18 protein-coding genes and 2 pseudogenes are annotated in these 23,959 nt (G+C 62.7%); 10 read left to right on the top strand and 10 right to left on the bottom strand.

Translation table 11 applies throughout. The features are described 5' to 3' along the window. Positions 1–5: 5 nt before the first annotated feature. Together R2676_RS16125 and R2676_RS16130 are read left to right on the top strand one after the other, a co-directional pair. Entirely contained in the window at positions 6–3,158 is a 3,153-nt protein-coding gene (locus R2676_RS16125) for an efflux RND transporter permease subunit (protein ID WP_027678629.1), read from the top strand. A gap of 2 nt (positions 3,159–3,160) precedes the next feature. Next, entirely contained in the window at positions 3,161–4,705 is a 1,545-nt protein-coding gene (locus R2676_RS16130) for an efflux transporter outer membrane subunit (RefSeq protein ID WP_316857343.1), read from the top strand. A 33-nt stretch (positions 4,706–4,738) separates the two neighbouring features. Here the strand turns inward: R2676_RS16130 and R2676_RS16135 are convergent, their stop codons facing one another. Continuing rightward, a complete protein-coding gene (locus tag R2676_RS16135; protein WP_206272444.1) occupies positions 4,739–5,830 on the bottom strand; it encodes a DNA topoisomerase IB in 1,092 nt (363 codons plus the stop codon). A 250-nt stretch (positions 5,831–6,080) separates the two neighbouring features. Between R2676_RS16135 and rpsU the strand changes: the two genes are divergently transcribed. Both rpsU and R2676_RS16145 read left to right on the top strand, forming a co-directional pair. After that, entirely contained in the window at positions 6,081–6,293 is a 213-nt protein-coding gene (rpsU, locus tag R2676_RS16140; RefSeq protein ID WP_003262970.1) for a 30S ribosomal protein S21, read from the top strand. A gap of 339 nt (positions 6,294–6,632) precedes the next feature. Continuing rightward, positions 6,633–6,884 (top strand): hypothetical protein, encoded by a 252-nt coding sequence (locus R2676_RS16145; protein ID WP_206272443.1) that lies wholly within the window; start codon positions 6,633–6,635, stop codon positions 6,882–6,884. Positions 6,885–6,899: 15 nt separating this feature from the next. On the opposite strand, the pseudogene R2676_RS16150 reads toward R2676_RS16145, so the two are convergent. The 5 genes and pseudogenes from R2676_RS16150 to mnmE form a co-directional block, all read right to left on the bottom strand. Then, positions 6,900–7,189, bottom strand: a pseudogene (locus R2676_RS16150) (phosphotyrosine protein phosphatase). Positions 7,190–7,291: 102 nt separating this feature from the next. Next, the gene (locus R2676_RS16155) at positions 7,292–7,951 is read right to left on the bottom strand and encodes a hypothetical protein (RefSeq protein ID WP_206272442.1); all 660 of its coding nucleotides are present in this window, start codon (positions 7,949–7,951) and stop codon (positions 7,292–7,294) included. Between the two features lie 558 nt (positions 7,952–8,509). After that, on the bottom strand, positions 8,510–9,397 hold the full coding sequence (locus R2676_RS16160; RefSeq protein WP_316857345.1) for a metallophosphoesterase: 888 nt from the start codon (positions 9,395–9,397) through the stop codon (positions 8,510–8,512). Continuing rightward, entirely contained in the window at positions 9,370–9,768 is a 399-nt protein-coding gene (locus R2676_RS16165; protein WP_206272441.1) for an NUDIX hydrolase, read from the bottom strand. The genes R2676_RS16160 and R2676_RS16165 overlap by 28 nt, the downstream gene beginning before the upstream one ends. A 7-nt stretch (positions 9,769–9,775) precedes the next feature. After that, positions 9,776–11,221, bottom strand: a complete 1,446-nt coding sequence (gene mnmE, locus R2676_RS16170; RefSeq protein WP_206272440.1) for a tRNA uridine-5-carboxymethylaminomethyl(34) synthesis GTPase MnmE — start codon at positions 11,219–11,221, stop codon at positions 9,776–9,778. 59 nt (positions 11,222–11,280) lie between these two features. On the opposite strand from mnmE, the gene R2676_RS16175 reads away from it, so the two are divergent. After that, a complete protein-coding gene (locus R2676_RS16175; protein WP_102064201.1) occupies positions 11,281–11,679 on the top strand; it encodes a VOC family protein in 399 nt (132 codons plus the stop codon). A 72-nt stretch (positions 11,680–11,751) separates the two neighbouring features. Here the strand turns inward: R2676_RS16175 and yidC are convergent, their stop codons facing one another. From yidC to rpmH, 4 genes and pseudogenes are all read right to left on the bottom strand, one after another. Beyond that, positions 11,752–13,416, bottom strand: coding sequence for a membrane protein insertase YidC (yidC, locus tag R2676_RS16180; protein ID WP_027678621.1), 1,665 nt, complete (start codon positions 13,414–13,416; stop codon positions 11,752–11,754). A gap of 147 nt (positions 13,417–13,563) precedes the next feature. After that, a pseudogene (yidD, locus tag R2676_RS16185) lies at positions 13,564–13,860 on the bottom strand (membrane protein insertion efficiency factor YidD); the annotation flags it as partial. Continuing rightward, positions 13,857–14,279, bottom strand: a complete 423-nt coding sequence (gene rnpA / locus R2676_RS16190) for a ribonuclease P protein component (RefSeq protein ID WP_147213434.1) — start codon at positions 14,277–14,279, stop codon at positions 13,857–13,859. The pseudogene yidD and the gene rnpA, both read right to left, overlap by 4 nt. Positions 14,280–14,341: 62 nt before the next feature. Beyond that, positions 14,342–14,476 (bottom strand): 50S ribosomal protein L34, encoded by a 135-nt coding sequence (gene rpmH / locus R2676_RS16195; RefSeq protein ID WP_003262958.1) that lies wholly within the window; start codon positions 14,474–14,476, stop codon positions 14,342–14,344. 629 nt (positions 14,477–15,105) lie between these two features. Here rpmH and dnaA point away from each other — a divergent pair. The 5 genes from dnaA (at position 15,106) to R2676_RS16220 (ending at position 23,952) form a co-directional block, all read left to right on the top strand. Then, positions 15,106–16,695 (top strand): chromosomal replication initiator protein DnaA, encoded by a 1,590-nt coding sequence (dnaA, locus tag R2676_RS16200; protein WP_206272438.1) that lies wholly within the window; start codon positions 15,106–15,108, stop codon positions 16,693–16,695. A 276-nt stretch (positions 16,696–16,971) separates the two neighbouring features. Beyond that, positions 16,972–18,087 carry a DNA polymerase III subunit beta gene (gene dnaN / locus R2676_RS16205; protein ID WP_012760842.1) on the top strand — a complete coding sequence of 372 codons (1,116 nt, stop codon included), beginning with the start codon at positions 16,972–16,974 and terminating at the stop codon, positions 18,085–18,087. Between the two features lie 115 nt (positions 18,088–18,202). Continuing rightward, positions 18,203–20,731 carry a DNA topoisomerase (ATP-hydrolyzing) subunit B gene (gene gyrB / locus R2676_RS16210; protein WP_206272437.1) on the top strand — a complete coding sequence of 843 codons (2,529 nt, stop codon included), beginning with the start codon at positions 18,203–18,205 and terminating at the stop codon, positions 20,729–20,731. 313 nt (positions 20,732–21,044) lie between these two features. Further along, positions 21,045–22,604, top strand: a complete 1,560-nt coding sequence (locus R2676_RS16215; protein WP_206272436.1) for a class I SAM-dependent DNA methyltransferase — start codon at positions 21,045–21,047, stop codon at positions 22,602–22,604. Next, on the top strand, positions 22,594–23,952 hold the full coding sequence (locus tag R2676_RS16220; protein WP_206272435.1) for a restriction endonuclease subunit S: 1,359 nt from the start codon (positions 22,594–22,596) through the stop codon (positions 23,950–23,952). The genes R2676_RS16215 and R2676_RS16220 overlap by 11 nt, the downstream gene beginning before the upstream one ends. The last annotated feature ends 7 nt before the right edge of the window (positions 23,953–23,959 follow it).

Below are 23,959 nucleotides of genomic sequence, written 5' to 3' on the forward strand. Positions count from 1 at the left end.
ATCGCATGGCAAAGTTTTTTATCGATCGCCCGGTCTTTGCCTGGGTGCTCGCGCTGTTCATCATTCTTGCCGGGGCGATTTCGATCACCCAGCTGCCAATCTCGCAGTACCCGACCATTGCACCGCCGTCCGTCATCATCACGGCAACGTATCCGGGCGCCAATGCGAAGACGCTGGACGAATCCGTCACCAGCATCATCGAGCAGGAAATGAACGGTGCGGACGGCCTGCTCTATATGGAGTCGGTCAGCCAGGGCGGTAACGGCCAGGCGCAGATCACCGTGACGTTCAAGGCCGGTACCGATCCGGCACTGGCGCAGGTGGACGTGCAGAACCGCCTGAAGCGCGTGGAAGCGCGTCTGCCTTCGCAGGTGACCCAGCAGGGTGTGCAGGTCGACAAGGCCCGCTCGAACTTCCTGCTGTTCGCCACACTGGCATCCACCGACGGCAAGATGGACCCGGTGGCACTGGGCGACTACATCTCGCGCAACGTGCTGAACGAAATCAAGCGCGTGCCGGGCGTGGGTCAGGCGGTGCTGTTCGGTACGGAGCGCGCAATGCGCGTCTGGATCGATCCGGCCAAGCTGGTCGGCTACAAGCTGACCCCGACGGACGTCTACAACGCCATCCGTGCGCAGAACGCGCTGGTCTCGGCCGGTACGATCGGCGATCTGCCGTCCGTCTCCGACCAGCCGCTCGCGGCGACCGTCGTGGTGGAAGGTCAGCTCACGACCACCGAGCAGTTCGGCAACATCGTGCTGGTGGCCAAGCCGGACGGTTCGCTGGTGCGCGTGAAGGACGTGGCGCGCCTGGAACTCGGCGGCCAGACCTACTCGACGTCTGCGCGGATCAACGGTCAGCCGATCTCGGCCATTGGTGTGCAGCTCTCGCCCACGGGTAACGCGCTGGGCACCGCCAAGGCCGTGAAGGCCAAGCTGGAAGAACTCTCGAAGTACTTCCCGGCCGGCGTGGAATACAAGGTGCCGTACGACACCTCGAAGTTTGTCCAGATCTCGATCGAGGAAGTGGTCAAGACGCTGTTCGAGGCCATGGTGCTGGTGTTCCTGGTGATGCTGCTGTTCCTGCAGAACATCCGCTACACGCTGGTGCCGTCGATCGTGGTGCCGATCTCGCTGCTGGGCGCGTTTGCCGTCATGAACGCGATGGGCTTCTCGATCAACGTGCTGACGATGTTCGGCCTCGTGCTGGCGATCGGTATTCTCGTTGACGATGCCATCGTGGTGGTGGAAAACGTCGAGCGGATCATGGCCGAAGAAGGCCTGCCCCCGCGCGAAGCGACCCGCAAGGCCATGGGCCAGATCACGGGCGCCATCATCGGTATTACGCTGGTGCTGATGGCCGTGTTCATCCCGATGGCGTTCTTCTCGGGCTCGGTGGGCGCGATCTATCGCCAGTTCTCGCTGTCGATGGTGTCGTCGATCTTCTTCTCGGCTCTCATGGCGCTGACGCTCACGCCGGCACTGTGCTCGACGCTGCTCAAGCCGATCGAGAAGGGTTCGCACCACGAGAAGAAAGGCTTCTTCGGCTGGTTCAACCGCATGTTCAGCACCACCACGAACCGCTACCAGAGCTTCGTGGAACGCATCCTGAAGAAGACCTTCCGCTACATGGTCATCTACGCGGTGCTGATCGCTGCGGTGGTGTTCCTGTTCCTGCGCCTGCCGTCTTCGTTCCTGCCGACCGAAGACCAGGGCTACATCGTGACCAACATCCAGTTGCCGCCGGGTGCCTCGGCCAACCGCACGCTGGAAGTGATCAAGCAGGTCGAGAACTACTACAAGCAGGAAAAGGCGGTCGAGAACATCGTTGCCGTGCAGGGTTTCAGCTTCTCGGGTAACGGCCCGAACGCCGGTATCGTGTTCACCCCGTTCAAGGACTGGAGCGAGCGCAAGGGCAAGGACCAAACCGCTGATGCCGTGGCCGGCCGTGCCTTTGGTGCGCTGTTCGGCGGCATCCGCGATGCGATCGTCTTCCCGCTGAACCCGCCGCCGATTCCGGAACTGGGTAACGCAACGGGCTTCACGTTCCGTCTGCAGGACCGCGCGGGCCTGGGCCACGACGCGCTGATGGCAGCCCGCAATCAGCTGATGGGGATGGCGGCGCAAAGCAAGATCATCACCGGCATGCGGCCGGAAGGTCTGGAAGATTCGCCGCAGTACCAGGTGGATATCGACCGCGAGAAGGCCAATGCGCTGGGTGTCTCGTTCACCGACATCAACGCCGTGCTGTCGACGGCGCTGGGTTCGGCGTACGCCAACGACTTCCCGAACTACGGTCGTCAGCAGCGTGTGATCGTGCAAGCGGACAAGATCAACCGCATGCAGCCCGAAGACATCATGAACCTGTACGTGCGCAACAGTCAGGGCAACATGGTTCCGATGTCGACGTTCGCCAAGGGCCACTGGATCGTCGGCCCGGTGCAGCTCGTGCGCTACAACGGCTATCCGGCAGTCCGCCTTTCGGGTGCGGCTGCACCGGGTGCCAGCTCGGGTGACGCCATGGCCGAGATGGAACGCCTGGCGGCCAAGCTGCCGGCCGGTATCGGCTACGAGTGGACGGGCCAGTCGCTGCAGGAAAAGGCCTCGGGCTCGCAGGCGCCGGCGCTGTACGCGCTGTCGCTGCTGGCGGTGTTCCTGGTGCTGGCGGCGCTGTACGAAAGCTGGTCGATCCCGGCGGCGGTGATTCTGGTGGTGCCGCTGGGTGTGCTTGGCGCACTGCTGGGCGTGACGCTGCGCGCGATGCCGGATGACGTGTACTTCAAGGTCGGCCTGATTGCGGTGGTGGGCCTGTCCGCCAAGAACGCAATTCTGATCATCGAGTTTGCGAAGGACTTGCAGGCGCAAGGCAAGGGCCTGATCGAGGCGACGCTGGAAGCCGTGCACCTGCGGTTCCGCCCGATCATCATGACGTCGTTCGCCTTCATCCTGGGTGTGCTGCCGCTGGCGATTGCCACGGGCGCCAGCTCCGCCAGCCAACGCGCCATCGGTACCGGCGTGATGGGCGGGATGTTCACCGCGACGGTGCTGGCCGTGGTGCTGGTGCCTGTGTTCTTCGTGGTGGTCCGCCGCATCTTCAAGGGCAGCGAGCGTCAACGCCGTCTGGATGCCGCGCACCGTCCGCTGGACGAGGAAATCTGAACATGCAGAAAACGATGACCTTTCGAACCCCCGCGCTGCTGCCGGCGCTCTTGCTGGCTGCCGGCGTGTTGTCCGGCTGCTCGCTGGCGCCGACCTATGAGCGCCCGGATGCTCCGATCACAAGCGCGTATCCGCAGGCACCGGCCGGCTATGCCGTGCCGGCGGACTCCGCCAAGCCCGGCGAGAACGCGCCCCGCGCGACCGAACTGGGCTGGCGCGAGTTCTTCCCCGATGCGCGGCTGCAGAAGCTGATCGGCCTGGCGCTCGAGAACAACCGCGACCTGCGCGTGGCCATGCTCAACGTCGAGGCCGCACGTGCGCAGTACCGTCTGCAGATCGCCGACCTGCTGCCGCCGGTCAACGCGTCTGCCACGTACACGCGCAGCCATACGCCGCCGTCGATCTCCACCACCGGCGGCGACATCTACACCAAGCAGTACCAGCTTGGCGTGGGCATCAGCAACTACCAGGTGAACCTGTTCAGCGTGGGCGACGTCACGTCGTCTGCGCGTGCGAGTTATCTGGCGACGGACGAGGGCCGGCGTGCTGCGCAGATCAGCCTGATCTCGCAGGTGGCCAAGGCTTACCTGAACGAGCGCGCCTATGCCGAGCAGCTGGACCTGGCCCAGCAGACCCTGAAGGGCCGCGAGGACTACTACAAGCTGGCCAAGCAGCGTTTTGACGTGGGTGCTTCGTCCGCACTGGACCTACGCCAGACCGAGACGCTGGTGGAATCGGCGCGCGTGTCGGTGGCTCAGCTCACGCGCCAGTACGCCCAGGCGACCAACGCGCTGATGCTGCTGGTCGGGGCGCCGTTGCCGGCCGACCTGCCTGCGCCGACCACGGTGTCGTCTGAGAAGATCGTGGCCGACATTCCCCCGGGTGTGCCGTCGGAGCTGCTGGAGCAGCGCCCCGACATCCGCCAGGCCGAGCAGAAGCTGATTGCCGCCAACGCCAACATTGGCGTGGCGCGTGCGGCGTTCTTCCCGAGCATCGGGCTGACGTCCAACGTGGGCACGGCAAGCGGCGCGCTGCATGATCTGTTCAAGAGCGGAACGGGGTTTTGGTCGTTCGTGCCGAACCTGACGCTGCCGATCTTCAACTGGGGCACCAACATCTTCAACCTGGACTTGACCAAGACCAACCAGAAGATTGCGGTTGCCAACTACGAGAAGACGATCCAGACGGCCTTCCGCGAGGTGTCCGACGCCCTCGTGGCGCGCGGCACGCTGGAAGAGCAGGTGGCCGCGCAGAAGCGCTTCCGCGATGCCACGGCCGATCGCCTGACGCTGTCTGACCAGCGCTATCGCAACGGCGTGTCGAGCTTCCTCGACGTGCTCGATGCGCAGCGCGATCTGTTCAGCGCCGATCAGACGCTGGTGCAGACGCGTCTGGCGCGCCTGACCAACGCCATCGATCTGTACACGGCGCTCGGCGGTGGCCTGCAGGAGCAGAGCACCACCGTGGCCGCACGGCAGGCGCAGCCGACGGCTGCTCCGGGCGTCGCGCCCGCCACGCCGGACATGACGCCGCAGCAATCGAAGTAAGTTGGCGTCTGTTCGCTCGAAAGCCCGCCTTGTTCAGGCGGGCTTTTTTTTGCCCGCGCCGTTTGCCTCGGCGGTGTGTTCGAGAAATCGAAGCAGCGCCACCTCTTCGCGTCGCAGGCCCTTGCGTGCCCGAACCGGGGGCAATGCTTCCAGCTCGCCCGCCAGGAAGGCGTCCACCACGGCGGGATGCACATAGCATTTGCGGCAGACAGCCGGCGTGTTGCCCAAGCGCTGGGCAACCGTTGCGACGGCCTCCACCACTTGCCTGCGCGCCTCCGTGGCATTGGTCGCCGGTCGCCCGCGCAGCAGGTCCAGCGCAAGCACGCTGCCCGCCCACGTGCGGTAGTCTTTTGCTGTGAAATCCGCGCCGGAAATCTCTTCTAAGTATGCATTCACATCCGTGGAATCGACTACGCGGCGGTCCCCAGCTTCGTCGATGTACTGGAATAACTCCTGCCCCGGAAGATCAACGCAGCGCCGGATGATGCGCGCCAGGCGCGGATCCGATACCGACACGTCGTGCTCCACGCCGCTCTTGCCGCGAAACTGAAAGCGCACCGTGTTGCCGTGCACCTCCACATGCCGATTGCGCAGCGTCGTGAGCCCATAGGAGCGGTTGTCGCGCGCATACGCCGCGTTGCCCACGCGCACCAGCGTCACGTCCAGCAGGTAGACCACCGTCGCCAGCATCTTTTCGCGCGACAGGCCCGGCGCCTCCAAGTGAGCGGTGATCGCCTCACGCACCCGCGGCAGCACCGCCCCGAAGGCCAGCAGCCGCCCGTATTTATCGGCATCGCGAAAGGCGCGCCATTCTGCGTGATAGCGATATTGCTTGCGCCCACGCGCGTCCCGCCCCGTCGCCTGCAGATGGCCGCCCGCGTGTGGGCAGATCCAGACGTCGGTATAGGCCGGCGGGATCGCCAGCTTGTTGATACGGGCAATGACCGCCGGGTCGCGGATGCGCTGGCCGCGCGTGTCGAAATAGACAAATTGGCCGCGCAGCCGGCGCCGGGTGTAGCCCGGGCGTGTGTCGTCCACATAGCGCAGCTGTTCGGGCAGCGCTTCGGCGAGGAGGGTGGCCGTTGCAGCAACCGGCGCGGGTGCAGACTTGGGAACGCGTTCCACGGTAAAGGGCCTGGAGAGATGCTCCCGTTGAGCAAGCGGCGTTCCTCTCCCGCGTCTGCCTCTGGCGGGTGGTTGCTCGCGGCGTAGTATCAAGGCCACGCATCTGCGCAAAATTGCGGCAAGAAATGGCCTTTGCGCCACAATCGGAAGTGCCTTGCATCGGTAAACAGATTCAACTACACTGCACGCCCTCTGGGCGGTATATAATCCGCTGTTTCGCCGTCCACCCGAATACTGAGCAAGGGACCCGATGACCACCATCCGTCTGAAAGAAAACGAGCCGGTCGAAGTTGCACTGCGCCGCTTCCGCCGTGAAATCGAGCGCACTGGCCTGATCAAGGAACTGCGCGCCCGCACCGCTTACGAAAAGCCGACGACCGAGCGCAAGCGCAAGAAGGCTGCCGCTGTGTCGCGTACGCGTAAACGCCTGCGTTCGCAAATGCTGCCGAAGAAGCTCTACTAAGATCGCGCGATTGTTTCGGTAGCACCAATCGGGTGCTGCCGCTGGCGGTGTGAAGTCATTCGACCTCCGTTCCGCCGAGCTTGGTTCGTAACGCCTTGTGCGCACCGGAAGCCTTTCCGGATTCAACCAACGCTCCACTCCCCGATACAGAAGCTAGCAAGATGCGGTTGATGGCCTGTGCGCCATTGTCCGCCGCTTCGGTGCGCCCTGCGCGCCCTTCTCTGTTGCAAACGACATCCGCCAGCGGTAAATGGCCGGCTGGCTGTTGGCGTTTGTTGCGCCGATTCTGTGCGGGAGTACAGTAGCGGGCATCCGTTGCACGCGCTTTCCCAAACAACGATGTCTACCGATTCCGACGACTATTGGTTCCCCGCCAAGCGCTACGGCTGGGGATGGGGTTTGCCTTCGCGTTGGCAGGGCTGGGTGGTGCTCGCCATCTATGCCGTATTGCTCGTGGCCGGCATCGTCGGGCTGCACCCGGGGCGCACGCAGTTGGGTTTTTCGTTGTACGTCCTGGGCGTGTCAGTGCTGCTGGTGCTGGTTTGCTGGTGGAAGGGCGAGCCGCCGCGCTGGCGCTGGGGCCGGGATTGAACGGCTGCCTTGCAGTCAACCGCGCAGATGCGGACCAACGCGTTTCTCCAGCAAGGCGACCAGTTCGGGCTGCATGAACACGTAGTTGTCGGGAATATCCAGACACACGACGCGCTTGCCGCGTAGCCGCGCACCAAACCCTTGCGACAGGCGTCGCTGGTAGCTGCGTTCCATGACGAAAATCACCTCAGCCCAGTCGAGCTGTTCGATGTTGATGGGCGCCGGCCTACATCCGCTGCCAAGTCGGCGGCATCGGTTAGATGCCCTGTCACTGCGCCAACATTGCGTCGGCAATAGTGCTGCACCCTTACCGTATTTTGACTTGCGCCAGCATGTTGATCGCGCCGGCTACATCGCTGTCGTGGGTCTTAAGTCGCTCCGGCGTGCCGGTGTAACAGGGGCCTTACTCAGAACCGATATGACACCCCGATTTGTATTACCGGATACCAGCGATAACGCGACATTTCGCGGCGCAACTCCTGCAGGCCGTTCGTGGTAATGAGCTGGCTATTTACGGGGCCGACCTTTGCGGCCAATTGCGGCGACAAGGTATAAGAAGACTTCGGTATGCCGTAAGCGACACCGATGTCCGCAATGAAGCCGAACCCCTTTGAGCCTGGCCGATGGCCGTAGCCGATGCCGAAATATGGCATCACGGTTGGATATCGGGCTTTTGCGACGGCATACATACCCGGCAATGCCCGAAGCTCTCTACCAGCGAACGTATATGTGCCATTGGTCGGCACCGAGGTGCCGCTGAGCTCGTCGTCCGTAAATCGTGCACCTGCGGTGGTTCGAAAGCCGCTGCCGCGCAAGGGGAAGATATCGGCGTAAATGCCCCCTTGGCGAAGTCGAATGTCGTCCTGGTAGCGATTGCCGCCGAAGCTGAAGTCGTGGGACAAGTTGATCGCATTGAAATCGATATGCGCGCCAAGCATCGAATTGAAGCTGACCGCCGCCCCAATGCCGGCACCCTGTGTACCGCCTTGCAAAAATATCTCCTGTGCTTGCGCGCTGCCAACGAACATCTCCCCTATTGCTACCCACAAATAGATGGTCTTTTTCACGGGCCTCTCCCCTGACGTGTGCCAGGCCGAGGGCGTATCGACTTAAGCGGTCAGGTCTGTCCCCGCAACGCACTCGGCGTTTCACTCGCGCAACGTCCCCTTTTTGTTTTCGCTATTTATCGGATCGCAGGTAACGCTTAGGCGTGCGGTATAAACACCGCGGTCTGTCGCGCCCTTGCTCGATCCGATCCCCGATTGCGCCGTTCTCTACCGCCTTCGTGCGATGGTCGACATTGCTCCGTCGACGCTCGCACCGGTCGCGTTGGGATAACTGCAAGGAGCGCACCATCGGGCGCAAACCCAGTAGTGGCGGGAGGCTTGCATGGCGATCACGGATCGCGAGCGCGCCAGACGGGCTGGATGTATCAGAATTGATGCGTGGATTCCGCGGTCAATTGCCGCTCGGGGTAACTGGTCGGCGAATGGGATGAGTACGTGTGGATCGCCTCGTATACGGGAATACTCTTGTATCGAGTCGGGGCCGGAAGGAGCTGCGCTGCTGGTTTGGGGCCGCCGCGAAGTTGCGGCAGAGGGGATTGGTTCTCAGAGAGGTAGCGCCTAGCTGGCCATCTGAAAGGTGTAGAGATGCACCTCCGATGGTGAAAACAACCTGATCGGCAAATCGCTCATGCCGATGCCTCGACTGGTCACCAACCGCCTCCCCTCCGCCAATTCAAAATAGCCGCTGGCAAAGCGCCGTTCGCCCGAGCCCGAAGGCAGCACGATCGCGCGACCATTTGGCCGAGCGATCTGTCCGCCGTGCGTGTGCCCGCAGAATGCCAGATCAAACGGATGCGCCCGCACGTGTCGCAAGCCGAGCGGTGAGTGCATCAACAGCAGTCTGCGCGGTCCGGCGTCTTTGAAGGTGCGCCCAGCATCCGGTTGCCCTACACCGGGCTCATCTAGCCCGCAAACATGCAGCTCATCGTATGGCGCTGCAAGGCGTACGGATTCATTGACAAGCATCTGCACGCCCGCCGCTTCCAGCCGCGCCCGGATGACCGTGTCATCTACCCAGAGATCGTGATTGCCGACCACGCCGAATTTGCCCACGGGCGCCGGCAGTTCCCGCAAGCATGCAGCCAAGCCACTGATATGTCGGTGATGCAGTGAAACAAAATCGCCCCCTAGCAGGATAACGTGGGGTGTGAAGTCTGCGATCGCCCGCTGCACGGCATCCAGCAGTCGCGGATCGGTCAACGGCCCTGCATGGAAGTCTGAAGCGAAGGCCACTTTGAGAGGCTCCGCCAGCGGCGCACGCAAGGGTAATGTCACATCACGGCGATCAACGTGCAGCTGTCCTTGAAGGCGAAGCGCGTGCGCGATGTGTGCTGCCCAGCCATTGGCGTAGAAGAGTCCTTGGGCAGTTTCGCCGGCGCGCCGCCACCAGTTGTAATAACGCCCCCGGCCCATGCGCGCTAACCCGCTCGCATCGTCGTATTGCATGCCGCCGCTATCGACGCCCGATAGCCCTCCGGCAAATTCGTCGGCAACGCCTCGGGCGCAAACAGCCCGAGGCGCTTGTGCTCATGACTGACGGTCGGCTCGAACGGGCCGACCAGCGCGCACGCATACGTGGCAATAAACACGTGCTTGCCCGGCACGACTTCGAACAGGTACGTGTCGATCAACCCGCTCACTTCCACGCGCAGGTTCAGCTCTTCGGCGATCTCGCGGACCAGGCATTCGATGGACGTTTCGCCAAGTTCGATGCGCCCGCCGGGCAGCTCCCATTCTTCCCGTTCATTGAGTAGCAGGACGACATCGCCGGTGGGTGCGCGGAGGACGCCTTTGATGGAAACGGGGTAGGCAGACATGGGGCGGTCACTTTCCAATACAAAACCGACTAAAAATCACCCCCAGCAAATCATCGCTGGAAAACGCCCCCGTAATGCTGTTCAACGCCTCCTGCGCAAGCCGCAGCTCCTCGGCAAACAGGTCCAGCGATTGCGCTTGCTGTGCCGCATGATCTGCCGCCGTGGCCAGATGTTCGCGGGCCGTGCGCAGCGCAGCGAGATGACGCTCGCGGGCGAGGTAAAGCCCCTCACCGCCGCCCTGCCAGCCGGCAATCTCCAGCAACGCCGCGCGCAGCAGTTCGACGCCAAGGCCGTCGCGCGCCGATAGCCAGACCTCCGGCGGCTCTGCATTCACGCGGCCCGGTACCGCCACACCTGAAAGGTCGATCTTGTTGATGACGCGCAGCGTCGGCACGCCGGCGGGCACGTGCTCGGCGATGCGTGCGTCGATCGCGGCGTCTTCGGGCGAGAGGCCATTGGCCCGATAGTCCGCCGCATCCAGCAGATGCAGCACGACATCGGCGCGGGCGATGGCGGCCCACGTGCGCTCGATGCCGATGCGCTCGACTTCGTCTTCCGTATCGCGCAGGCCCGCCGTGTCGACGATGTTCAGCGGGATGCCTTCAATCTGGATCGTCTGCTGCACCTTGTCGCGCGTGGTACCGGCGATGGGCGTGACGATGGCAAGCTCCGCGCCGGCCAGCGCATTGAGCAGCGACGACTTGCCGACGTTCGGCTGCCCCGCCAGCACCACGTGCAGGCCTTCGCGCAGCAGTGCGCCTTGGCGCGCCTGCGCGAGCACGCCGTCAACGGCCGCACGAATGTCGGCAAGCTGGCCGCGCGCGTCGGACGCCTCCAGGAAGTCGATTTCTTCCTCGGGAAAATCCAGCGTCGCTTCCACCAGCATGCGCAGATGGATCACGCGCTCGACCAGCGCATGCACCGCCTGCGAGAACGCGCCATCGAGCGAACGCGCCGCCGAACGTGCGGCGGCTTCCGTGCTGGCTTCGATCAGATCGGCGACGGCCTCGGCCTGCGCCAGATCCATCTTGTCGTTGAGGAAGGCGCGGCGCGTGAACTCGCCGGGCTCGGCCACGCGCAGGCCGATCTCGCGGCCGGCGTCCAGGCAGCGCTGCAGCAGCAGCTGCATCACGACGGGGCCGCCGTGGCCCTGCAGCTCGAGCACGTCTTCGCCCGTGTACGAATGCGGCGCGGGAAACCACAGCGCGATGCCGCGATCGATGGCGTTGCCGTCGGCATCGAGGAACGGCAGGTACGTTGCCTGGCGTGGCGTCAGCACGCGCCCGCACACGGCTTGCATGACGACGCGCACATCAGGCCCCGACACGCGCACCACGCCGATGCCGCCGCGCCCCGGCGCGGTGGCAACCGCCGCGATGGGGACGGTGAGGATGGGCGGGCGTGCCGCGGTGGAAGCGTTCGGCAAGGCGGTGGGGTGGTCAGCAGCAGTCATGGGCGGTATTGTGCGGCAGCCGCGCCGTTGCGCGCCAGTTTCCAACCAAGGAGATTCGGATGATCGATCACACCGGCGTCGTCGTCAGCGATTTCGACGCCAGCAAGCGGTTCTACGAGCAGGCGCTCGGCGCCATTGGGCTGGCCAAGGTGCTGGAGTTTCCCGCGGCCGTTACCGGCCACACCGACGTGGCCGGCTTTGGCCCACCGGGCAAGGCGGAGTTCTGGATTTCGGCGGCGATGGCGGGGCAGGCGCCGAACAAGCCGCCGCTGCACGTGGCCTTTCGCGTCGATACGCGTGGCGAGGTGGAGGCGTTCTACGCCGCTGCGATGGCTGCCGGCGGCACTGATAACGGCGCGCCTGGCGTGCGCGCGCACTATCACCCGAACTACTACGCCGCGTTCGTGCGCGACCCCGACGGTCACAACATCGAGGCCGTTTGTCACGCACCGGTTTGAGGTCTTGAAGCGTTTCTGGCAGGCATGAAAAAGGGCACCCGGAGGTGCCCTTTTTGCTGAAGCGCATTCGCCTTACTTGGCGGGTGCCGCCTTGTTGTTGGTGCCCAGCATGCGGTTGATCGACCATTGCTGCGCGATCGACAGGCAGTTGTTCACCACCCAGTACAGCACCAGGCCGGCCGGGAAGAAGAAGAACATCACCGAGAACGCGATCGGCATGAACATCATCACCTTGGCCTGCACCGGGTCCGGCGGCGTCGGGTTCAGCTTGGTCTGCACAAACATCGACACGGCCATCAGCACCGGCAGGATGTAGAACGGGTCAGGCGTGGACAGATCATGCACCCAGCCGATCCACGGCGCACCGCGCATTTCCACCGACGACAGCAGCGCCCAGTACAACGCCATGAACACCGGAATCTGGATCACGATCGGCAGGCAGCCGCCGAGCGGATTGACCTTCTCGGTGCGGTACAGCGTCATCATTTCCTGGTTCATCTTCTGCGGATCGCCCTTGTGGCGCTCGCGGATGGCCGTCATGCGCGGCTGCAGGTCCTTCATCTTGGCCATCGAACGGTAGCTCGTGGCCGACAGCGGGAAGAACACCAGCTTGATCAGCACCGTCAGTGCGACGATCGACCAGCCCCAGTTGCCCAGCAGCGCGTGGATCTTTTCCAGCAGCCAGAACAGCGGCTTGGCGACGATGGTCAGCCAGCCATAGTCCTTCACCAGGTCCAGGCCCGGGGTGATGGCCTCAAGCATGCGTGCTTGCTGCGGGCCGGCGAACAGGCGTGCCGTGGCCGACACGCTGGCGCCCGGCGCCACGGTGCCCAGCGGCTCCTGGATGCCGATGCGGTAGAAGTTGTTGTCGACGCGGTTGACGTAGTACTCGCGCTTGACGTTGTCTGCCGGAATCCAGGCCGATGCAAAGTAGTGCTGCACCATCGCCACCCAGCCGCTGTCGGTCGGAGCCGGCACCTGTGCCTTGCCCTTGTCGATGTCGGCAAAGGTGATCTTGTGGAACTTGTCGCCGTCGGTATACACGGCCGGGCCGGTGAACGTGCTGTAGAAGCGCGACTGCTCGATCGCACCGCCGTCGCGGGCCAGTTCCAGGTACAGCGTCGGGTTGATCGGCGCGGTGCCGTCGTTCGTCACGTCGAAGCGCGTGTCGATCACGTAGCTGCCGCGCTTGAAGACATACGTCTTGGCCAGCTTGGCGCCGCCCTTGTCGGCCGTCAGCGTGATCGAGACATCGTTGCCGGTGCCCAGGTCACGCGGGCCGGCCGATGCTGCAAACACCGTCGTGTGGTTCGGGAAATCGCCGCCGATCAGGCCCGAGCGAGCCAGATAGGTACGCTCGACGCTGCGGTCGAACAGCACCATCGGGTTGCCGTCGTGGTCTTTCTGATCGAGCAGTTCGAGCTTGGTGACGATGGCGCCGTCGGTGTCGATGGTGGCGCGCAGCAGGTCGGTCGAGATGACGATCTTTTCCGAAGCCGGTGCCTGCGAAGCGGCGCCCGTGGCCGGCGCGGCTTGCGACCCGGCGGCTGCCGTCGTGGAGGCGCTCTTCGGCACATCGCCTGCGGGCGTGCTGCCCGGCGCGGCGGCCGTGGTCGTGGCCGTTTGCGGCGTCGGGAAGAACATCGACTGGTGGCCATTCGCGCGTTGCCAGTTGTCGAACAGCAGGACAACCGCCAGCGAGAAGATCACCCAGAGAATGGTGCGTTTGATATCCATGTCGGATTACGGTCTGGGAAGGTGAAGCCAGCGCCGAAAAACGGCTGCGCAGCCCGGTCTTGAACCTGCGATGCTGACCGTACCCTTGTACGGTTGCGCTTCTGGGTCCAACCTCGGGTTGCTCGCTACGTTTTCCGGCACTGCCTGGATCGACGGCCGCGCAGGCTGGGAGTCAGCTGCGGTCGCGTCGGTCGATGCGGGATCGGTGGAGCGGGGCACAGCGTCGCCAGCGGCGGGCGGCACAGGATCATACCCGCCTTGTGCGAACGGATGGCAGCGGCATAGACGTTTTGCCGCAAGATAACTGCCGTAACCGGGCCCATGAGCGAGCACGGCATCGCGCGCGTAGTCGGAACACGTCGGGAGGAAACGGCATTGCGCGCCCACAAACGGGCTGAACGCCACTTTGTAGATGCGCAGCAGAAACAGCAGCACGCGCGTCATGGCGTGCTCCCAGCGCCGGGCTGGGACGGTGTGGCCGAAGGCGGTGCCGGCAATGGACGCGCGGCAACCTCAAAGAGGTGCACCAGCTCTTCGCGGCAGATGCGCTTGAAGGCGGTCACGGTCGGTACGTCCTGGCGCGGAAACTTAGCGTGCAGGCGGATCAGCACGTCGCGCCCGCCCAGCAAAGGCTGCCGCAGGCGGAACAACTCGCGGCACTGACGCTTGATGAGGTTGCGCTCGACAGCGCGTTTGGCGAATTTCTTGCCGATCACCACGCCCAGGCGCGCTTGGGCGGCGCCATTGGCACGCACATACAGAACGAAGTGACGACTACGCCGGACCGGCCGCAAAGCAAAAACGGATGAAAACTCATCCGTTTTTGTCAGCCTCGCGGCCTTGGGGTAGGCGTGCAAGCCCATCGCCAGCGTGCCGCAAAGCCATGGGCAACGGCTGTAAGCCGCCGCCCCCGGCGCGGCCGTCTTTAGATGGCCAGGCGCTTACGGCCCTTGGCGCGGCGTGCGTTCAGCACGGCACGGCCACCACGGGTCTTCATGCGAACACGGAAACCGTGGGTGCGCTTGCGACGGGTAACGGAAGGTTGATAGGTACGCTTCATGATGCACTCTCTTGTTAATGGGTGGTGCGGACATTGCCGCACGCGCCGGGCCTAGGGCTACCGCCGCGGCCTGGTGTCGATTCAGTCAGAGAAATCGCCCACGCAGACTGCCGTGCGCTATGTTGTTCAGGTCTAAGGTGTCACCGGAACATCGGGCACCGAGAGCATCGGGCCTAAGCCGGATCAGTCGCGACGAAGTGTTTTTCGCCCCGCATCTGACACGAACAAGCGTGCGCTCCCCTGCTGCGCATCGCAGAACCCGACATTTAAGCGGCATTTCCCACATCTGTCAAGCCTTGCTGATTGGGGATAACGTGCGCTCCGCGCCCGAAATCCACCCGCTGGCGAGTTGTCCCCATCGCCTTGTGCGGCTTGGTGTGCTCTGCGGAAAGCCTTGTCAGGACTGGGTTTGCGGCAAGTCAACAAAATCGGTTGTCCACCGCTACTCACAGCGGGTCCACAGGTTATCCACAGACTTATCCTTTGTGGATAACTTTCGGCAGGGGGTACAATCCCGTTCCAATAACGAAAGCCACCCGGTTTCTGGCCAGCGCCAGGGGCCCGGCGGCCGGCCCTCCCGGGGACGTCATCTGACGCGTGTGGCGCCGGTCAAACACCTAACGATAACGATGCAGGATTTCTGGCATGCGGCGTCCGCTCAGCTCGAGAGTGAGCTGACGCCGCAACAATTCAAGACGTGGATCAAGCCGCTGACGCCGCTGTCGTTTGACGAGCAGGCGTGCACGCTGCGGATTGCCGCGCCCAACCGCTTCAAGCTCGACTGGGTCAAGAGCCAGTTCTCGGGCCGCATCCAGTCGCTCGCGTGCGACTACTGGGAGGCGGCGGTTGACGTGCAGTTCGTGCTCGACCCGACCGCCGGCCAGCGCCAGGCGGCCCTCCAGCCGGCGCTCGCGCCGGTGCCGATGCAACCCCTCGGTGCGCAAGCAGGTCAACCGCGGCAGGCCATGCCGGGCGGCAACGGTGTCACGCATGACGCTGCCACGCTGCGCCCCGCGCCGTCCGTGTATCGCGAAACCGCGCTGGCAACGGCCAGCCATGCCGCCGCCGATATCGACGTGCCCGTGATGGACGCCGCCGAGGTCAGCGCGCAGTCGTATCGCATGCCGCCGCAGGCGCCCGCCGTGGTCACGAGTCTGGCCGCGCCGCCGCAGGCGCCGGTGGACGATTCCGTGCACGAGCGCTCGCGGCTCAATCAGATCCTGACGTTCGACAACTTCGTCACCGGTAAGGCGAACCAGTTGGCGCGCGCCGCGGCCATCCAGGTGGCCAACAACCCGGGCAAGTCGTACAACCCGCTGTACCTGTACGGCGGCGTGGGCCTGGGCAAGACGCACTTGATCCATGCCATCGGCAATTTCATGCTGATGGAGAACCCGCGTGCGCGCATCCGCTACATCCACGCAGAGCAGTACGTGTCCGATGTGGTGAAGGCGTACCAGCGCAAGGCGTTTGACGATTTCAAGCGCTACTACCACTCGCTCGATTTGCTGCTGATCGATGACATCCAGTTCTTCTCGGGCAAGAACCGCACGCAGGAAGAGTTCTTCTACGCGTTCGAGGCGCTGATCGCCAATCGCGCGCAGGTCATCATCACCAGCGATACGTATCCGAAAGAGATCACCGGCATCGACGACCGCCTGATCTCGCGCTTTGACTCCGGCCTGACCGTGGCCATCGAGCCGCCCGAGCTGGAAATGCGCGTCGCGATTCTGATGAAGAAGGCGCAGGCCGAAAACGTGACCGTGCCGGAAGAAGTGGCCTTCTTCGTGGCCAAGCACCTGCGCTCGAACGTGCGTGAGCTGGAAGGCGCGCTGCGCAAGATCCTGGCGTACTCGAACTTCCACGGCAAAGAGATCACGATCGAGGTCACGCGCGAGGCGCTCAAAGACCTGCTGACCGTGCAGAACCGCCAGATCTCGGTGGAGAACATCCAGAAGACCTGCGCCGATTTCTACAACATCAAGGTCGCGGACATGTACTCCAAGAAGCGGCCGGCCAACATCGCGCGCCCGCGCCAGATCGCCATGTATCTGGCCAAGGAACTCACGCAGAAAAGCCTGCCCGAAATTGGCGAATTGTTCGGCGGCCGCGACCACACCACGGTGCTGCACGCCGTGCGCAAGATCGCCGACGAGCGCACCAAGGACGCCCAGCTCAACCACGAGTTGCACGTGCTCGAGCAAACGCTCAAGGGCTGACCGCGCGATGGTCAGCAGAGCGCATGGCAACGCCATTCGCCCTGAATCAAGCCTCGACAGACGCCCGCTCGAATGCGGGCGTCTTTTCATGCACAATAGACATATTTGCCGCGCGCGTGACGCTATCCAGCGCCCCCTTATTTGCGGTATAATTTGTGATTAACCCCTTGATTTACAACAACTTTGGGTTAATCGCGAATGCTCCTGCAGGCACCGGCCCATGTGGCCCAGGCTGGGGCGCGCGCGGTGTCACCTCTCAAGCCAAGGATCGCCTTCATGCAATTGGTCAAAACCTCGCGAGACAACCTGCTGCGTCCGCTGCAAATCGTGAGCGGCATCGTGGAACGCCGACACACGCTGCCCATCCTGGCCAATCTGCTGATCACCAAGCAAGGTGAACGGGTTTCCTTCCTGTCCACCGACATCGAAATCCAGATCACCACGCACGCCGATTGCGGCGCCGGTGCCGGCGACATCGCCACCACCGTGGCCGCCCGCAAGCTGGTCGACATCCTGCGTGCCATGCCCGACGGCGAAGTCGCACTCACGCTCAACGACAAGCGCATGACGGTGCAATCCGGCAAGAGCCGCTTTGCGCTGCAGACGCTGGCCGCCGAAGAATTCCCGACCGTCGCAGAGGCAACCGATTTCGGTGCCCGCATCACGCTGCCGCAGAAGACGCTCAAGCACCTGCTGGCGATGGTGCATTTCGCGATGGCCCAGCAAGACATCCGCTACTACCTCAACGGCATGCTGCTGGTGGTGGACGGCAAGCAAGTCATGGCTGTCGCCACCGACGGTCACCGCCTGGCCTACTGCGGCGTTGAAACCGGCGAGCAACCGGCAGGTGCCGGCGGCCGCCAGGAAGTCATCATCCCGCGCAAGACCATCCTCGAACTGCAACGCCTGCTGGAAGACGTGGACGATCCCGTCTCGGTGCAACTGGCCTCCAACCAGGTCAAGTTCACCTTCGGCAATATCGAGCTGATCTCCAAGCTGGTCGAAGGCAAGTTCCCGGATTTCCAGCGCGTGATCCCGAAGGGTTACCGCAACAGCTTCACGATCGACCGTGCCTTCCTGCAGCAGGCGCTGCAACGCACGGCCATCCTGACCACCGACAAGTTCAAGGGCGTGCGCTGCATGCTCGACACCAACGTCCTGAAGATCAGCTCCACCAACGCTGACCAGGAAGAAGCGCAGGAAGAACTCGAAATCGACTACCAGGGCGACGCACTGGATATCGGTTTCAACGTCACCTACCTGCTGGACGTGCTGGCCAACCTCAAGGCCGAAAAAGTGCAGGTGAGCCTGGGCGACTCCAATTCGAGCGCACTCATCACCCTGCCGGACGACGACACCTTCAAGTACGTCGTCATGCCGATGCGCATTTGACGCACCGCTGCACCCAGAGCAAGACGAGGGGCTGGATCGTGACGATCCGCCCCTTCGCCGTTTTTAAGCAACCCCGCTGTGTGCGCAAAACGCCCATGGCTGCGAGCAGAACGACATGACCGAAGAGCAGAAACCGCAATCCACCCCCGCCGATGGCAGCAGCTACGGCGCCGCCTCGATCCAGATCCTGGAAGGCCTGGAGGCGGTACGCAAGCGGCCGGGCATGTACATCGGCGATACGTCCGACGGCACCGGCCTGCACCACCTCGTGTTCGAGGTGCTGGACAACTCCATCGACGAAGCACTGGCCGGCCATTGCACCGAGATCCAGGTGACCATCCACACCGACAACTCCATCTCGGTGGTGGACAACGGCCGCGGCATCCCGACCGGCATCAAGTTTGACGACAAGCACGAGCCCAAGCGCAGCGCAGCCGAAATCGTCATGACCGAGCTGCACGCCGGTGGCAAGTTCGACCAGAACAGCTACAAGGTCTCGGGCGGCCTGCACGGCGTGGGCGTGTCTTGCGTGAACGGCCTGTCGAAATGGCTCAAGGTGACCATCCGCCGCGACGGCAAGGTCCACCACATCGACTTCGCGCGCGGCATCCCGCAGAACCGTCTGATCGAAACGATGGAAGCGCCGGACGGCAAGATGGTCGAAGTCTCGCCGCTGCGTGTGTCGGGCAACACCGACAAGCGCGGCACCGAAGTGCACTTCCTGGCCGACGAAGAGATCTTCACCAACGTCGAATACCACTACGAGATCCTCTCCAAGCGCATTCGCGAGCTTTCGTTCCTGAACAACGGCGTGCACATCAAGCTGACGGATCAGCGCACCGGCAAGGAAGAAGACTTCGCCTTCTCGGGCGGCGTGAAGGGCTTTGTTGAGTACATCAACAAGAACAAGACCGTGCTGCACCCCACCATCTTCTTCGCCAACGGCGAGAAAGACGGCGTGGGCGTCGAAGTGTCGATGCAATGGAACGACGGCTTCAACGAGCAGGTGCTCTGCTTCACCAACAACATCCCGCAGCGCGACGGCGGCACCCACCTCACCGGCCTGCGCGCCGCCATGACGCGCGTCATCAACAAGTACATCACCGACAACGAGATCGCCAAGAAGGCCAAGGTTGAAACCTCGGGCGACGACATGCGCGAAGGCCTGACCTGCGTGCTGTCCGTCAAGGTGCCCGAGCCCAAGTTCAGCTCGCAGACCAAGGACAAGCTCGTCTCGTCGGAAGTGCGCCTGCCGGTGGAAGAAGTCGTCGCCAAGGCGTTGAGCGACTTCCTGCTGGAAACGCCCGTCGACGCCAAGATCATCTGCGGCAAGATCGTTGAAGCCGCCCGCGCGCGTGAAGCCGCCCGCAAGGCCCGTGAAATGACGCGCCGCAAGGGCGTGCTCGACGGCATGGGCCTGCCCGGCAAGCTGGCCGACTGCCAGGAGAAAGACCCCGCGCTGTCAGAACTCTTCATCGTCGAGGGTGACTCCGCAGGTGGCTCGGCCAAGCAGGGCCGCGACCGCAAGTTCCAGGCAATCCTGCCGCTCAAGGGCAAGATCCTGAACGTCGAGCGCGCGCGCTTTGACAAGATGCTCTCCAGCCAAGAAGTGCTCACGCTCATCACCGCCATGGGCACCGGCATTGGCAAAGACGACTACAACCTCGACAAGCTGCGCTACCACCGCATCATCATCATGACCGATGCTGACGTAGACGGCTCGCACATCCGCACGCTGCTGCTCACGTTCTTCTACCGCCAGATGCCCGAGATCATCGAGCGCGGCCACGTGTACATCGCCCAGCCGCCGCTCTACAAGATCAAGCACGGCAAGGAAGAGCGCTACATCAAAGACGACGTCGAGATGGCCGCCTACCTCGTGCGCCAGGCGCTGGACACCGCCGTGCTCGTGCGCCCCGACGGCACCGAGATTGCCGGCGACGCCCTGGCCGAACTCGCACGCCAGTACCAGTTCAGCCAAAGCGTGATCGAGCGCCTGTCTCGCGTGATTGACGCCGACGCCCTGCGCGCCATTGCCGAAGGCGTGTCGCTGGATTTGTCCAACGAAGCCGCAGCCGAAGCCAGCGCCCGCACGCTCAAGGCCCGCCTGCTCGAAATGCAAGGCAACGCCAGCAGCGCCAACGGCGGCGCCACCGCAGACGCCTTCATGCAGTACGACGAGAAGACCGAGAAGTACCGCGTCATGATCGTCCGCCGCCAGCACGGCAACCAGCGCCTCAGCCACATCGACGCCGACTTTGTGGCCGGCGCCGACTACACCGCGCTCTCAAGCACCGCCGCCACCTTCCAGGGCCTGATTGGCGACGGCGCCAAGGTGCGCCGCGGCACCGGCGACAAGGTGCGCGAGCAGAACGTTGCCGACTTCCACGCCGCCATGACCTGGCTGCTGAGCGAAGCCGAGCGCGGCGTGAGCCGCCAGCGCTACAAGGGCCTGGGCGAAATGAACCCCGAGCAGCTGTGGGAAACCACCATGGACGTCACCCAGCGCCGCCTGCTGCGCGTGCAGATTGAAGACGCCATTGCCGCGGACCAGATTTTCACCACGCTGATGGGCGACGACGTGGAACCGCGCCGGAACTTCATTGAGAGCAATGCGTTGGTGGCGCGGAATATTGATGTTTAGTTTGTTCTGTAGATAGCCTCATAACCTGAGAAAAACGGACCCATAAGTTGAGAAGCTTATGGGTCTTTTTATTAGATAGCTCTAGGTTATGGGCGATTTGTTCGAGGTGCACCGGTGTCCCCTGCATGGCCACTGGTGGTCTCGAATGCTGGTTGCGGGCTTCCGCTTGGGCGTGGCGATGAAGGCCATGGAGTGGCACGCTATCCTTCCGCCACGGTGGTCCCACATACGAGGAGCAGGCTGACAAGTTCCGTCCCGCAGGTCTAAATCAGGCTTCATAATCCAAGTTTGGTTGGAATTTTCCCCTGCATAAATGCTTGACGACATCAGAAAAACCCTCTGGGCCGCCGCTGACAAGCTTCGCGCCAATATGGACGCGGCCGAATACAAGCACCTCGTCCTGGGTCTCATCTTTCTCAAATACATCTCCGACACTTTCGCCGCCCGCCGGGTCGAACTGACTCGCCGCTTCGCTGACGAGAACGACGAGTACTTCCTGCATGACTGCGACGATGAACTGCTCGCGGAGGAACTGGAAGACCGGGACTACTACAAGGAAGTCAACGTCTTCTGGGTGCCCGAGAGCGCTCGCTGGGAGAACCTGCGAAACACCGCCAAGCAGACCGACATCGGCAAGCGCATCGACGAAGCGCTAGCAGACATCGAGGGGGAGAACCCCAAGCTCAAGGGCATCCTAGATAAGCGCTATGCCCGGGCGCAGTTGCCCGATGGCAAGCTGGGGGAACTGGTTGACCTGATTTCCACCATCGGCTTTGGCTCGGACGCTAGCCAAGCTCGCGACGTGTTGGGCCAGGTTTACGAATATTTCCTTGGCCAGTTCGCCAGCGCCGAGGGCAAGAAGGGCGGCCAGTTCTACACGCCAGCCTCCATTGTCAAGACGCTAGTGGCGGTGCTCGCGCCTCACCATGGCAAGGTTTATGACCCTTGCTGTGGCTCTGGTGGCATGTTTGTCCAGTCGGAGAGGTTCATCGAGGCCCATGGCGGCAAGCTGGGGGACGTTTCCATCTACGGTCAGGAATCCAATCCGACCACGTGGCGGTTGGCGGCCATGAATCTGGCCATCCGGGGCATCGACTACAACCTGGGCAGGGAGCCAGCGGACACGTTCGTGCGCAACCAGCACCCGGACTTGCGCGCCGATTTCATCCTGGCCAATCCGCCGTTCAACGTCAGCGATTGGTGGCACGGCAGCCTGGAGGGAGACCCCCGGTGGGTTTACGGCACACCGCCCCAGGGCAACGCGAACTATGCCTGGCTGCAGCACATGCTGTATCACCTGAAGTCCAACGGCCGAGCGGGCATCGTGCTGGCCAATGGCTCGATGAGCTCTAGCCAGAACAGCGAGGGTGACATTCGCCGGGCGATGGTGGATGCCGATGCGGTAGAAGTCATGGTGGCACTGCCGGGGCAGCTCTTCTTCAACACCCAGATTCCGGCCTGCCTGTGGTTTCTGACCAAGCAAAAGGTGGCGCGCAGGGGCGAGGTCCTCTTCATCGATGCCCGCAAGCTAGGCACGATGATTAGCCGGGTTCAAGCGGAGCTAACTGACGACACCGTCGACCGGATTGCCAACACCGTCGCCTCATGGCGAGGCGACACCAGCAAAGGTGTTGGTGAATACCAGGACATTCCCGGCTACTGCCGTAGCGTAAAGCTCGCAGAGATTGCTGAGCATGGTCACGTGTTGACCCCCGGGCGTTATGTCGGCGCCGAAGAGGTCGAAGACGACGATGAGGCGTTTGCGGAGAAGATACTGAAGCTTACGGAGAAGCTGGGCGAACAGATGGCCAAGGGGGCGGAGCTGGACCAGTTGATTCGGCAGAAGCTCGGGGGGCTAGGGTATGAGCTCTGAGTGGCCTGTCGTACCCGTTGACCAAGTGTGCGACCTTATTGTCGACTGCGTCAATAAAACAGCCCCAGCGGTCACGCATCAAACGCCGTATCGGATGATTCGCACAACTAACGTGCGGAACGGGCGAATTGACCTTGCCGACTGCAAATACGTCGAGAAGGAAACGTTCGAAAAATGGACACGCCGTGCGAAGCTGCAGCGTGGCGACGTTGTGCTTACCCGCGAAGCCCCAATAGGTGAAGTTGGTTTGGTCACCGAGGCCGACGGAGTTTTCCTCGGGCAAAGATTGATGCAATACAGGGCAAACAGGAAAGTGCTTGAGCCTCGGTTCTTGCTTTATTCATTTCTGGCCCCCGCACTGCAGCACCAATTCGGAAGCCATGAAGGTTCTGGCTCCGTTGTGAGTCACATTCGTGTCGGTGATTGTTTCAAGTTCAAGTTGCCCATCCCACCCCTTGACGTGCAACAAGGGATTGCAACTCTCCTGGGAGCTCTGGACGACCGCATCACTCTCTTGCGCGAAACCAACGCCACCTTGGAAGCCATCGCCCAGGCCCTGTTCAAGTCATGGTTCGTCGATTTCGACCCCGTCCGCACCAAGCTCGAAGGCCGTGCGCCGGAAGGTATCGATGAAGCCACCGCTGCGCTGTTTCCGGATGCGTTTGAGGAGTCGGGGTTGGGGTTGGTCCCACGAGGGTGGCGATTAGTGCCGTTTGGGCAGCTCCTTGTTCACACTATTGGTGGTGACTGGGGAGATGAAGCGCGCAGTGATAAAAATGACACACGCGTAGCGATTATTCGTGGTACGGACATACCGGACCTACGGCATGGAGAAAATAATCGGGTTCCGATTCGGTACACAGCGGCAAAGAAGTTGGTTAGTCGAAAGCTGCAGCACGGCGATATTGTTTTGGAAGTTTCGGGTGGTAGCAAGGACCAGCCGACTGGTCGCTCCCTTTACATAACAGATGGTCTGCTTCGGCAGTTCGACTGCCCGGTTGAACCCGCAAGTTTCTGTAGGCTGTTGCGCCCAAAGTCGGAGCAAATTGGCTTGATGTTGGGCTTGCACCTGAGCCAAATCTACGCGCAAGGTAAAACCTGGGAATATCAGAATCAGAGTACGGGTATCGCCAATTTTCAAACAACCCACTTCTTGGAAACGGAACTTGTTGCGGTTCCAACAGACGAGGTTCTTGACAAATTTGCGCGTACTGTTCGTCCAATGATTGAGCGGGGTCATGTAGCTCAAATGCGAATCCTCAGGGAGCTTCGTGACACGCTTCTCCCTCGCCTGATTTCCGGCCAACTCCGACTCACTGACGTAGAAGCCGAGGCCCTCGCAGCCTGACGCGGCC

The organism is Ralstonia flatus (assembly GCF_958439105.1).
Lineage (GTDB): Bacteria > Pseudomonadota > Gammaproteobacteria > Burkholderiales > Burkholderiaceae > Ralstonia > Ralstonia flatus.